Source organism: Isoptericola luteus (assembly GCF_020297055.1).
Lineage (GTDB): Bacteria > Actinomycetota > Actinomycetes > Actinomycetales > Cellulomonadaceae > Isoptericola > Isoptericola luteus.
Genome location: NZ_JAIXCQ010000003.1, coordinates 168,020 through 180,990 on the forward strand (window position 1 = coordinate 168,020; position 12,971 = coordinate 180,990).

Here is a 12,971-nt window from a genome sequence, read left to right on the forward strand (position 1 = left end):
GACCGGTCAGCGCGTCGTCGTCCCCACGGCCGCCGCGGCGGAGACCTCCCCGAGCACGACGGCGTCGATGAGCTGGCGCGCCCACGTCAGCACCTCGGCGCCGCGCAGCGGACGCCCGCCGATGCGGGCCGTCGTCGGGAACGGCACGAGCACCGCGCGGATGGCGGGCTTGAGGACGGTGCCCGGGTACAGCCGCTTGAGCCGCAGCTGGGTGGACTCGGCGAGGTCCACCGGCGCGAACCGCACGTACTTGCCCTGGGCGGTGACGTCCGCGAGGCCCGCGCGCCGGGCGTGGTTGCGGAAGCTCGCGACGTCGAACAGCGCGGAGGCGACGTCGGGGAGCTTGCCGTAGCGGTCGGTCAGCTCGGCGCGGATCTCCGCGAGCGCCGCGGCGTCGTCGGCCGACGCGATCTTCTTGTACGCCTCGAGGCGCAGCCGCTCGGTGGCGATGTATGTCTCGGGCAGGTGCGCGTCGACGGGCAGCTCGATGGTGACCTCGGGCTGCTCGGCCTCGCGGTCCCCGCGGAACGCCGCGACGGCCTCGCCGACCATGCGCACGTACAGGTCGAACCCGACCCCCGCGATGTGCCCGGACTGCTCACCGCCCAGCAGGTTGCCGGCGCCGCGGATCTCCAGGTCCTTCATGGCGATCTGCATGCCGGCGCCGAGGTCGGTGTGCGCCGCCATGGTGGACAGGCGGTCGTGCGCGGTGTCGGTGAGCGGGCGCTCCGGCGGGTACAGGAAGTAGGCGTACGCGCGCTCGCGCCCGCGGCCCACGCGGCCGCGCAGCTGGTGCAGCTGGGACAGGCCGAGCATGTCGGCCCGCTCCAGGATCAGGGTGTTCGCGTTGGAGATGTCGAGGCCCGTCTCGATGATCGTGGTGCAGACGAGCACGTCCAGCTCCTTCTCCCAGAAGGCGCGGATCACCTGGTCGAGCTGGTGCTCGCTCATCTTGCCGTGCGCGACGCCGACCCGGGCCTCGGGGACGAGCTCGCGCAGCCTGGTGGCCGTGCGGTCGATGGTCTCCACCTTGTTGTGCACGTAGAAGACCTGCCCCTCGCGCAGGAGCTCGCGCCGCAGGGCGGCCGAGATCTGCTTCTCCTCGTACGCGCCCACGTACGTGAGCACGGGGTGGCGCTCCTCGGGCGGCGTGGCGAGGGTAGACATCTCGCGGATGCCGGTGACCGCCATCTCGAGCGTCCTCGGGATGGGGGTGGCGCTCATCGCGAGGACGTCCACGTTGGTGCGCAGCTGCTTGAGCGTCTCCTTGTGCTCGACGCCGAACCGCTGCTCCTCGTCGACGATCACGAGGCCCAGGTCTTTGAACCGGACCGACCCGGTGAGCAGGCGGTGCGTGCCGATGACGATGTCGACCGTGCCCTTGGCCAGCCCGTCGACCGTCTCCTTGGACTCCTTGTCGGACTGGAACCGGGACAGCGCCCGCACCGTCACGGGGAAGCCGCCGTACCGCTCGGAGAAGGTGTCGAAGTGCTGCTGCACCAGCAGCGTCGTGGGCACCAGGACGGCCACCTGCTTGCCGTCCTGCACGGCCTTGAACGCCGCCCGGATGGCGATCTCCGTCTTGCCGTAGCCGACGTCGCCGCACACGAGGCGGTCCATCGGCACGGACTTCTCCATGTCGGCCTTGACCTCGTCGATCGTCACGAGCTGGTCCGGTGTCTCCACGTACGCGAACGCGTCCTCGAGCTCACGCTGCCAGGGCGTGTCCGGGCCGAACGCGTGCCCCTGCGTGGCCATGCGGGCGGAGTACAGGCGGATGAGCTCCCCCGCGATCTCCTTGACGTGCTTGCGTGCCTTCGCCTTCGTGTTCTTCCAGTCCGCGCCGCCCATCTTGGACAGCGACGGCGACTCCCCGCCCGTGTACTTGGTGACCTGGTCGAGCTGGTCCATGGGCACGAACAGCCGGTCGCCGGGCTGGCCCCGCTTGGAGGACGCGTACTCGATCACGAGGTACTCGCGCGTTGCCGCGTTCGCCCCCGCGCCGAGCGTGCGCTGCACCATCTCGACGAACCGCCCGACGCCGTGCTGCTCGTGCACGACGAAGTCGCCGGCCTTGAGCTGCAGCGGGTCGACGACGTTGCGCCGCCGGCTCGGCATCTTGCGCATGTCACGCGTCGTGGAGCCCTGGCGGCCCGTGAGGTCGGACTCGCTGAACACCGCGAGGCGCAGGTCGGGGGCGACGAACCCCTGGCCCACCAGCGCCGGAGCCACGAGGACGACACCGCCCGTCGGCTCCTCGCCGAGCTCGGCGACCAGCCGGGCCGCCGTGTCCTCGGCGGAGAGCTGCTCCACCATCCGCTTGGCCGGGCCGTGGCCTTCCGTGGTGAGCACGAGCCGCCAGCCCGCGCGTTGCAGGGTCTTGACGTCGTCCAGCGCGCGCTGCAGGTCGCCGCGGTAGTGCTCGACGTCGCGCGCGCCGACCGTGAACGTCGTGACGCCGTCGACGTCGGCGCCCTGCACGACTGCCGTGTCACCGTCGGCCTCGCCCTCCGTCTCGCCCGCGGCGTCGAGCACGAACGACGACAGCGTCCACCAGCCCAGCCCGCGGCGGGCCGCGACGTCGCGTACCTGCGTGAACGTCTCGAACGACGCGGCGGACAGGTCGATCGGGGCCGCTCCCCCGGCGACCGCGCCGGTCCACGCGGCGGCGAGGAACTCCTCGGTCGTGGCCACCAGGTCGTGGGCACGGCGCCGGACCCGCTCCGGCTCGTCGATGACCAGCAGCGCGTCGTCGGGCACCAGCTCCAGCACCGGCACCATCCGGTCCACGAGCACGGGCGCGAGGGACTCCATGCCCTCGACCGCGACGCCCGCGGCGAGCTTGTCGAGCATCTCGACGGCCCCCGGGAGCCGCTCCACGAGCGCCCCGGCGCGCTCCCGCACGGTGTCGGTGAGCAGCATCTCGCGGCACGGCGGGGCCCACAGGCCCTGGTCGGCGATCTCCAGCGACCGCTGGTCGGCGATCGCGAACCAGCGGATCTCGGTGACCTCGTCGCCCCAGAACTCGATGCGCAGCGGGTGGTCCTCGGTGGGCGGGAAGACGTCGAGGATGCCGCCGCGCACGGCGTACTCCCCGCGGCGCTCCACCATGTCGACGCGCGTGTACGCGGCGGCGGTGAGTCGCTCGGCGACGTCGGTGAGATCCGTCGTCGTGCCGGTGTGCAGCTCGACCGGAACCAGCTCCCCCAGCCCGTCGACCACCGGCTGCAGCAGCGCCCGCGCCGGCATCACCAGGATCCGTACCGGCCCGGCCTGGCCGCGCTCGACGGCGGGGTGCGCGAGGCGCCGGAACACCGCGAGCCGCTTCGCCACCGTGTCCGCGCGCGGCGACAGGCGTTCGTGCGGGAGCGTCTCCCACGCCGGCAGGACGGCGACGTCGTCCGCACGCTCGTCCGGCAGGTAGGCGCGCAGCGACGCGGCCAGCTCGTCCGCCTCTCGACCGGTGGCGGTGACGACGACGACCGGGCGCCGCTCGGCCGCCGCCGCGAGCAGGGGCGCGCGCACGCCGCGGGGGCCCACGACGTCGACCTCGCCGCGCAGCGCGACGTGCTCCAGCGCCGCGGCGGCGCCGGGGTCGGAGAGCAGGGCGGGGACGATGCCGGTGAGGTTCATGCGGGTCCTTCGGGGCGAGGCGGGCGGGCGGTGCAGGGCTGCGCGCGGGCACGACGACAGGCCCAGCTCACCCCGGGACGCACGTGGTGCCTCGGACCTGTGCGGGCCGGGGCACCGTGCGACCGGCGGGGTGCCGGGCGTGCTCGCCCAGACTACGCCCGCCCTCCGACACCCGTCGCTGCGGTCGCCGCCGGTCCCTGGGAGGCGGTCTACCTCAGCTGTCACCTCAGGGGAGGAACGCCTCCGCGTCGTCGGGGACCAGGCTGTCAGGCACCTGGCCGAGCAGGTCCTGGCACGCGGAGGTGTCGCCCACCTGGCACTGGTCGGCCAGACCCTTCAGCTCGTCGGCCGAGCCCACGGTGCCGGCGAGGTCGCGCAGGTCGTCGAAGGACATCCCGCCGGTGAGGGCCTCCAGGGCGACGCCCGGTACGGAGAGCTCGAGCTGTGTGAGCTCCTCGGCCTGCGCGAGGGTCCGCTCGATCGCGTCGCCGTACGCGTTCCAGAAGATCATGCCGCCCACCACCACGACGGCCGTGAGGACCACCTGGACCGACCCGAGCGTCAGACCGGTGGCCGCCATCCCCCGGCCGCCCGTCCCCCGTCGCCGGGTGCGCTCCATGCCGATCCCGCCGAGCACCACGGCGAGCACCCCGACCAGCGGCACCACGATGCCCAGCAGCCCGGTGAGCAGCGCCCCGACCGCCGTCGGCTCCGTGCCCCGGCGCGCCGGTCGCTCCCCCGGCGCCTCCGGCCGCGCCTGCGCCGGCCGCGCCTGCTGGACGTGGGGTCGGGACTGCTGCACCTCGGGCCGGGACTGCTGGGGCCGCGCCTGCTGCACCTGCGCCCGGGACCGCTCGAGCTGCGGTTCGGCGCGCTGTGGCGGCTGCGGGCGGGTGTAGTGCGGGCTCGGCTGCCGATCGGGGAACGACGTCGGCTGCGCCTGGCCGTGCTGCTGGGCCGGCTGCGCCTGGCCGTACGAGGCGGGCTGCTGGAGCTGTCGCGCCGACGGGCGCACCGGCGCGTGCGGCGGCGGCGCGGCCGTTGCGTACGACGGCCGTCGCTCCGGCGCGCCGGGCACGGGCGCCGGAGCGGGCGCGTCCTGCCGGGTGCGCAGGACCTGCGTCGCCTGGGCCTCCGGCCGCGCCGCGGGCAGCGTCCGGGCCTGCGGGGGAAGGACCTGCGTCTGCGGCACCTGCGACGAGGCCTGGGCGGAGAGCACCTGTGTCGCCCGGACCCCGTCATCGGCAGCCGCGCCGCCAGGCACCGCCTGAGCCGAGAGCACCTGCGTCGCGTCACCCTCGGCGAGCACCTGCGTCTGCGGCACGGCGGCCGAGAACACATGCGTCGCGTCACCCTCGGCGTCGTGCGCCACGACCTGCGTGTCCTGGCCGGCCGGCAGGACCTCCGTGGGCGGGACGGCGGCGCGTCCGGGATCGTGCGACGGGCTCGGCTGGGTCATGGATCTCCCGGGTCGATGGCGGAGTACCGATGCTACCGACCCGGTGCACGTGCCGAACAGGCGGTCGACGTCATGGACGCAGGTCAGAGCCTGCTCTCACGGCGTCGACCGCCTGTGCGGCGCCACCCGGGGGCACGGGTCCGGGTGGTGCGTCGGCCCTAGAAGGGCCAGTCGAAGCGGACCCTCACCACGTCGGAGGTCACGGACACGGGGTCCGCACCGTCGACGTGGGCCGTCACCCTGACGCTGACCTGCTGACCGAGGTCGAACAGCGTGGTGCGGTAGGTGACGTCGTCCGCGGCCCAGAACCTGCCGAGGCGGATCTCGTGCCCGCCCCGCAGCCACTGGTAGGTGAAGCGGGGCTCGACGGCCTCGCCGTCGAGCGTCCACGTCCCCGTGGTCGCCGTCAGCCGACCGGCGGGCCAGACGGTCGAACCCTGCACGGTCGGAGCGACGGTGCTGACCAGACCCTCCGGCGCGGGCGCCACGACGAGCTGCCCCACGCCCCAGCGGGCGGTGGACTGGTAGCCCGTGCCGGTCGGGTCCGCCCAGTCGCGCACCGCGGTGCGAGCCCCGGCCGTGGCGTCGTTCACCTGGAAGTCGAGGCCGTGGAACGTCCCGGCCCCGCCGGTGCCGAGCAGGTCGATCGCGGCCTCGACCACGTAACCTCCGTCGACCCGCGCCGTGGCGGAGGTGAGCCGTGCCGCCTGCGCCGCCTCGTCCCCGGTGCCGAACGACGTGACGTTGTCGGCGTTGATCCGGATCTGCGTGTCGACGTCGCGGTAGGCGCCGTTCTTGGCGTTGCCGGCGTCGAGGAAGATCTCCACCGAGTCCTGCACCCACGGGTCCGAGCCGGTGAGGTCGACCTCGGGGTCAGCCACCTCGGCGAGCACGTAGAGGGTGTCGTCGGACCACAGGGTCCGCACGGTGGCGACCGCACCGCCGTCGCCCTCGATCTGCTGGTCGGTGGTCACCGAGCCGGCCGCCGACCAGGCGTCGTCCACCTCGCCGTCGACCTGGACGGCGGCGGGCGCCTGCGCGACCTCCAGGTAGCTCAGCTCCTCGAGCAGCGTGAGGGTGCCGAGCGCGCCGGGCGTGTTCCACCCGGACTCGGTGCCGCCGTCCGACACCCGCACGTCCAGGCCGACGGTGTCGCCCTGGGCCGCGCCGCCGGGCAGCGCGCCGTCCAGCGGCAGGTGCGCGACGACGGTGTACCCGCCGTCCGTCTCGGTGACGACGGCGGTGGCGCCGTCCTGCGCGACGCTCCCGTCGCGACCCACCACGACCGCCTGGCCGTCGACGTCGAACGTCACGGCGTCGTCGCCGTCCGCCGTGCCGTCCAGCACGGCGACGTGCGCCGTGAGGTGGTCGGGCGCCCAGCGGAGCTGGAAGTCGGCGACCCGCTCGCCGGCCGTCGCGCCGCCGGCCGTGATCGTCTGGCGCGGCAGGCGGTCCCACACGGGCGAGCCTGCGGCGTCGTCGTCGAGCGGCACGTCGCCCGCGAACACGTTCGCCGACTGGAGGCGGGCCGGCAGGTCGCCGTCGACGACGCCGTGGTAGGCGGGCTTGGCCTGCATCCGGTCGTCGAACAGCAGCGGGGCGCCGCTGTCCGCGCGCCAGGACCGGCCGTCGGTCAGGCCCCAGACCGTGACGGAGAAGAGATCGTCGGCGTGGTCGCGGAACATCGCGAACGCGTCGCGGAACCAGTAGCCCTGCTCGACGAGGTTCGCGTCCGTCTCCGGGGAGCCGATCGTCACGTCGAGCTCGGTGACCGCCTGGGTCACGGGGAGGTCGGCGAACCGGTCGAGCGCCGTGGTCAGCGCGCTGACCGGCATCGACAGCGAGACGTGGAACTGGTGGCCCACGCCGTCCACCGGCACGCCGCGCTCCAGCAGCCGCTCCACGAGGGCGCGGTACCGGTCCTGCTTGCCCGACTGCTCGGTGTTGTAGTCGTTGATGAAGAGCTTGACCGGCCGGTCGGCGCCCGTGGCCGCGTGGGTGGTGTTGAACGCCTCGTCGGCGTACTGGAACGCGAGGTCGATGAAGTCCTCGCCGAGGATCCGATACCACTCGGAGCGCCGCAGCCCGTCGTCGGGGTCGCTCGTCGCGCCGTCGTTGACGACCTCGTTGACGACGTCGAAGGCGGTGACCGGGTTGCCCGCGCCGAACTCGCCGTAGGTGTCCGCGAGCCAGCCGGCGACGTCGTCGACGTGCGTGCGCAGGCGCTCGCGCAGGATCTCCTGGTCCGTGGCCGACGTCGTGAGCGGCGTCCCGTCGGCGGCCTGGAAGAACCAGTCCGGTGTCTGGCTGTGCCACACCAGCACGTGCCCGTACACGTCCAGGTCGTTCGCCACGGCGTAGTCCATCAGCGCGACGGCCTGCGGGTGCGGGCGGAAGCTGCGGTCCTCGTCGTACCAGGCCTCGGGCTTCATGTGGTTCTCGGCCGTGATCTGGTCGAAGTGCCGCAGCAGCAGCTCGGACGCGGGGCCCGTGGTCTCGCGGTCGTCGATCGCCACGCCCATCGGGAAGTCGGTGGTGTCCTTGATCGGCAGCAGGTCCTGCACCGGCGACGGCGCGGGCATCTCGACGACGACGTCGTCCACCAGGAGGTCGCTCGTGTTCGTGGTGTTGTAGTCCGTCTCCAGGTACAGGTACGACTGCTCCGCCTCGGGCACCTGGAAGGTCGCGGTGACCTGCGTCCAGCCGTCCGCCGTCACGTCGGAGAACTGTGCGAGCGTCGCGTACGACGTCTCGCCGCCCGTGGTGCTCGCCAGGGACAGCCAGACCGAGTCGGTGGCCTGGCCCGGGGCGAACCGCACCCATGCGGTGAGGTCGTGGGCGGTGCCGGGGGCGAGGACGCCGGTGACGTCGCGCCCGATGCCGTCGCCCTGGCTGTCGCGTCCGGTCAGGAGGGCGGACTGCGCCCCGCCGTGGGCGTCGTCCGTCGTCACCTCGACGCTCGGGTCGGTGGCGTCGCCGGCGCGCGGTCCCCAGCCGTCCAGCCCGGCCTCGAAGTCGGTGCTCAGCACCACCTCCGAGCCGACCGGGTCGGTGCCCGTGACGGCGAGGTCGTCGACGAGGAACGACGGGTGCTCCCCGTCGACCGGTGCCGCCTCGACGTAGAGCTGCGCGGCGGTGAGGCCGTCGGGCATCGTGTAGTCGCCGCCGATGCGCACCCACTCGCCGGCGGTCGCGTCGACCGCGCCGCCCACCCACGTATAGGCATCGCCGTCGGCGGAGGTCTCCTGGACCGTGAAGTGCAGCGCGGTGGAGCCCTCGGTCCCCGCGGGGAGCTTGACCCAGGCCTCCACGGCGTAGTCGCTGCCGGGCGTGAGGAGGTCGTCGACGGCCGTCGACGGGCCGTTCCACTCGGCCGTCCGGCCGGTCACCGCGAGCGCGCCGGCACCGGTGCGTGCGTCGTCAGTGATCTCCAGCGTCACGGCCCCGCGCGGGCCCCAGGGCTCGAACGTCGTGTCGAAATCGTTTTCCAACAGGACGGAGCCCGCCCCCGCCGCCATGCTCGCACCCACGACGCCGGTCACCACCGCCCCGCCGCTCATCACGGCGACCGCCGCCGCCGCGGCGACCGCACCTCTCACCCGCTGCCTCATCGTCGCTCCCTCGCGATCGGTGGGGCCCTGTCGCCGGCTGGAGCCGACCCTCGGGGCCGACGGCACGTCCGTTGTGCCGCTGGGCGTCAGGCTAGGGGGTGGGCCAGATTAGGCGCAACGGTTGAACGAATCGAATACTTTCGAGCTCCACACCGCATCGAGCGCCGAGCACGGGGTCGGCCTCGGTACGGCGTGCCATACCGAGGCGACCCCGTGCTCGGCACGAGGGTGAACCGACGCACGAGAACGGGCGCGCGAGGGCTACTGCTGGGACTGGGCGAAGTCCTCGTACTCCGAGCCGTACGGCGCGTCCCAGTAGAGCTCCGTGCAGGACGCGGCGTCGCCCTCGGCGCAGGCGTCGTACAGCGCGTCGAGCTGCGGGTCGTCGCCGTACTGCTGCACGGACGAGTCGTAGGTGCCGGTGCTCAGGTCGTCGAGCACGCCCTGGCGGTCCATCTCGTTGAACACCGCGACGCTGAAGATGATGAGCAGCGCCCAGCCGATGATGCTCAGCGCACCCAGCACGATGCCCGCGATCGCCAGCCCCTTGCCCGACTGCCCCGTGCGCTTGATGCGGTTGAGGCCCACGATGCCCAGGACGATCGGCACGACGGTCATCATGAGCACGCCCGTGACGAGCGCCGCGATGGAGAAGCCGTCGGTGCCCGCCGACGGCGGCGGGTACTGCCCGTACGGCTGCTGCGGGTTCGCGCCACCGGGGTAGCCCGGCGCCTGCGGGTAGCCGGGCTGCGAGTACGGCTGCTGCTGCCCCTGCCCGCCCGCGCCCTGCTGGTACGGGTCGGGCTGCTGGTACGGGTCCGCCTGGTACGGGTCCGGCTGCGTCGGCCCGCCGGGGCGGTCGCCGCCCTGCTGGTACGGGTCGTGCGCGTAGGGGTCGGACCGCGGCGTGGGCGGCTCGTACGGGTCCGGCTGCTTGCTGTCGTCCTGGCTCATGGCCCGTCTGCTCCCTCGTCGCCCGTGCTCGTGTCGCGGGGCACCGTCGTGCCCACCAGGGACAACTATGCCCGAACCAGGGCCCTCGTTCCCCCGACTTCACCCGGCGCGGGGCCCGCGGCCCGTCCCCGGGGACGACGACGGCTGGCATCCTGACGGGACAGGTCGAGCACAGAGGGGGAAGGGTGCGCGTACTCGTCGTCGGCGCCGGGATCATCGGTCTCGCCACGGCCGCGCGCCTCGCCCGCCGCGGCGACGAGGTCACCGTGGTCGACAAGGAACCGTCGCTCGCGAGCCACCAGACGGGCCGCAACTCCGGCGTCGTGCACTCCGGCCTCTACTACGCCCCCGGGAGCCTCAAGGCCCGCCTCGGCACCGCGGGCGCGGCGTCCATGACGAGGTTCGCGGCCGAGCACGGCGTCCGGGTCGCCACCACCGGCAAGCTCGTGGTCGCGTCCGACGCCGCGGAGCTGGACCGGCTCGGCGAGCTCGCCCGCCGCGGCGCCGCCAACGGCGTCCCGGTGCGCGAGGTCAGCCCCGTCGAGGCACGCGAGCACGAGCCGGAGATCGCCTGCGTCGGCGCCCTGCGCGTGGAGACCACCGGGGTGGTGGACTACCGCGGCGTGTGCGACGTGCTCGCCGGCCAGGTGCGCGACGCCGGTGGCACCGTGCTGCTGGGCCGCGCGTTCGCCGGCGCCCGCACCGCCGGCGCGGGAGTGCGGGCCGTCGTCGCGGACGTGACCACCGGCGAGGAGCACGAGCTCGTGGCCGACGCCCTCGTGGTGTGCGGCGGCCTGCACGCCGACCGGCTGGCCCGTGCCTGCGGCGTCGACCCCGGTGCGCGCATCGTCCCGTTCCGGGGCGAGTACTTCGACCTCGCGCCCGACGCCGCACGCCGGGTGCGCGGCCTCGTGTACCCCGTGCCCGACGCGCGGTTCCCGTTCCTGGGCGTGCACCTGACCCGCGGCGTGGAGGGGGGCGTGCACGCCGGGCCGAACGCCGTGCTCGCGCTCGCGCGCGAGGGCTACCGCCGACGCGACGTCTCGCTGCGCGACCTCGCCGACGCCGGCACCTGGCCGGGGCTGTGGCGGCTGGCGGGCCGGAACCTCGTGCCGGGGGCCCAGGAGGTGGCGCGCTCGCTGTCGCGCACCCTGTTCGCGGCCGCCGTCGCCCGCCTGCTGCCCGGCACCACCGCCGACGACCTGCACCCCGCGCCCGCCGGCGTGCGCGCCCAGGCGCTGCGGCGCGACGGCGCGCTGGTCGACGACTTCCTGGTGCGCACCGCCCCGCGGCAGGTGCACGTCATCAACGCGCCGTCGCCCGCCGCGACCGCCGCGCTGGAGATCGCCCGGCACCTCGAGGCCGAGCTGGACCGGGTGCTGGCCGCCTAGATCCCGCCACCGAGGCGAAGAGCTCGCCCAGCCGCGCGGCGACCTCGGCGTCGGTCGCGATCCCCGGGGTCCGGGCCGCGGCGACCGCCAGCCGGCCGCGCAGGCCGTCGTCGTCGCGCAAGCGGGCGAGGGCTGCCGTGAGGGAGTCGACGTCGCCCTGGTGGAAGACGAGCCCGTTGGCGCCGTCGGTCACCCACTCCGTCGGCCCGCCCGCGTCCGCGACGACGGTGGGCCGCCCGAGCGCGAGGTACTGCAGCACGTTCTGACCCAGCGGCTCCGGCCGCAGGGACGCCTGGACGCACACGTCGAGCGAGGCGATCTGGGCGGCGACGTCGTCCACGTGACCGGTGAGATCGACGCGGTCCGCAACCCGCAGCTCGGCGGCCCGGCGACGCAGCCCGGCCACGTAGCCCTCCTCCCCGAACTGGGCGGCACCGACCAGCCGCAGCCGGACGTCGGAGCCCGCGAACGCCCGCGCGAACGCCTCCAGCAGCAGCAGCTGACCCTTCCACGGCGCGAGCCGCGCGACCATGCCGACCGTGCGGACCGGACCCACCCGGCCGTCGTCGCGACCTTGCGCCGAGAACTCGCCGAGGCCGAGCGGGCTCTGCAGGACGAGCGCCGGCGTCCCGGGGCGCAGGTAGGGCCGTGCCGTGTCCAGCGTGGCCCGCGAGTTCGCCACCACCGCGTCGGCGCGGGGCAGCACGACACGCTGCAGCGCGACCGCCCCGAAGCGCCCCGCACCCTCTGCCGTCACGAGGTCACGAAGATGGACGACGAACGCCTGCTCGCCCCGGCGCACGGCCAGGGCGCCGTACAGCGCCGCCCGTGAGGTGTTCGCGTGCACGACCTCGGCGGCGCGGAAGGCCGCCGTGGCACGCAGCGCCCGGGCCGTGCCGGCGACCGACGCGAGACCGCCCACCGCGCGGCGCAGCCCGGCGCCCTCGCCGAGCCCCGCGGGCTGGGCGGGCCCGACCGGGACGACCTCCACGCCGTGGTCGCGCAGACCCGCGAACGGGCCGTCGTCGCCGTCACCGTCCGACGGGAGGACGACGGTCGGCTCCCAGGGCGCCTGGGCCAGCAGCGTGCGCCGCAGCGCGAGCTCGGCCCCGCCGAACGCTCGCGAATGGTCGAGGTGGACCACGCTCGGAGGACGACCGCCGACCATCACCATTCTCCTGTCGCACAGAAAACTTGGGGTGGCACAAGTTCTTGCCGGGTGAAATGCGCCGGGACCGCGGGTGAAACGGAAAGCCCCCCGCCGACAATGGCGTCCGCGGCATTCACGAGAAGAATGCGCAGGGCGACTACTTGCTCTCGCTCTCGAGGAGCAGGTCGCGGGAGCGCAGCTGCTCCAGGAAGTCGTCGACGTCACCGGCCGCGCGGGCCTCGTCGATCCCGTACTCGCCGACGAGCGCCGCCACCAGGTCGCCGCGCTCCGCCCCGTCGACCAGCACCTTGGCGAGCAGGCTGCCGGCCGCGTTGGTGGTCAGGTAGGCGGAGGTCGAGAGGTCCAGGAGCACGAGCTCACCGTCGATCTCCTGCCACGTGACGCCGTCCGACCGCATCTTCATGTCCGCATCCTTCGCTCGCCCGTCACGTCGGCAAACTGATATGCCGCACCAACGATCAAAGCACGTGTTCACCCGCGCGGACGCCCTCCGGGCGGAGACTTCACCCCCTTTTCAGCCACCGGTGCAGGGGGTCGCGGACCCATACTCATGATGTCCATGTAGGAACACACGGAAGGACTTGTCCCATGTACGAGTCACCGCGCATCACCGAGGTCGGCACCGTTCGCGACCTCACCCAGCAGAACCTCTTCCAGGGCCTCCACGACTCCGACGGCTGGATCCGTGGTGGCGAGAACTACTCCTGATCTCGGGAGTGCCGCCCGGGGCTCCGTCGAGCCCCGGGCGGTTC

8 protein-coding genes are annotated in these 12,971 nt (G+C 73.8%); 2 read left to right on the forward strand and 6 right to left on the reverse strand.

The window, feature by feature from the left end:
• Positions 1 to 6 precede the first annotated feature (6 nt).
• The 4 genes from mfd to LEP48_RS05785 form a co-directional block, all read right to left on the reverse strand.
• Positions 7 to 3,633 (reverse strand): transcription-repair coupling factor, encoded by a 3,627-nt coding sequence (mfd, locus tag LEP48_RS05770; protein WP_225564623.1) that lies wholly within the window; start codon positions 3,631 to 3,633, stop codon positions 7 to 9.
• Positions 3,634 to 3,859: 226 nt separating this feature from the next.
• Positions 3,860 to 5,092, reverse strand: coding sequence for a DUF4190 domain-containing protein (locus LEP48_RS05775; RefSeq protein WP_225564624.1), 1,233 nt, complete (start codon positions 5,090 to 5,092; stop codon positions 3,860 to 3,862).
• Positions 5,093 to 5,250: 158 nt separating this feature from the next.
• Positions 5,251 to 8,703, reverse strand: coding sequence for an endo-1,4-beta-xylanase (locus LEP48_RS05780; RefSeq protein ID WP_225564625.1), 3,453 nt, complete (start codon positions 8,701 to 8,703; stop codon positions 5,251 to 5,253).
• 261 nt (positions 8,704 to 8,964) lie between these two features.
• Positions 8,965 to 9,657, reverse strand: a complete 693-nt coding sequence (locus LEP48_RS05785) for a DUF4190 domain-containing protein (protein ID WP_225564626.1) — start codon at positions 9,655 to 9,657, stop codon at positions 8,965 to 8,967.
• A gap of 185 nt (positions 9,658 to 9,842) precedes the next feature.
• Between LEP48_RS05785 and lhgO the strand changes: the two genes are divergently transcribed.
• Positions 9,843 to 11,048 (forward strand): L-2-hydroxyglutarate oxidase, encoded by a 1,206-nt coding sequence (lhgO, locus tag LEP48_RS05790; protein ID WP_225564627.1) that lies wholly within the window; start codon positions 9,843 to 9,845, stop codon positions 11,046 to 11,048.
• On the opposite strand, the gene LEP48_RS05795 is transcribed toward lhgO, so the two are convergent.
• The gene (locus LEP48_RS05795; RefSeq protein WP_225564628.1) at positions 10,963 to 12,192 is read right to left on the reverse strand and encodes a glycosyltransferase family 4 protein; all 1,230 of its coding nucleotides are present in this window, start codon (positions 12,190 to 12,192) and stop codon (positions 10,963 to 10,965) included. The genes lhgO and LEP48_RS05795 overlap by 86 nt on opposite strands.
• A gap of 163 nt (positions 12,193 to 12,355) precedes the next feature.
• Positions 12,356 to 12,622: a PqqD family protein gene (locus LEP48_RS05800; RefSeq protein WP_225564629.1), complete on the reverse strand. Its 267-nt coding sequence runs from the start codon at positions 12,620 to 12,622 to the stop codon at positions 12,356 to 12,358.
• 185 nt (positions 12,623 to 12,807) lie between these two features.
• Here LEP48_RS05800 and LEP48_RS05805 point away from each other — a divergent pair, with 185 nt between their 5' ends.
• A complete protein-coding gene (locus tag LEP48_RS05805; RefSeq protein ID WP_225564630.1) occupies positions 12,808 to 12,927 on the forward strand; it encodes a lasso RiPP family leader peptide-containing protein in 120 nt (39 codons plus the stop codon).
• Positions 12,928 to 12,971: the final 44 nt, after the last annotated feature.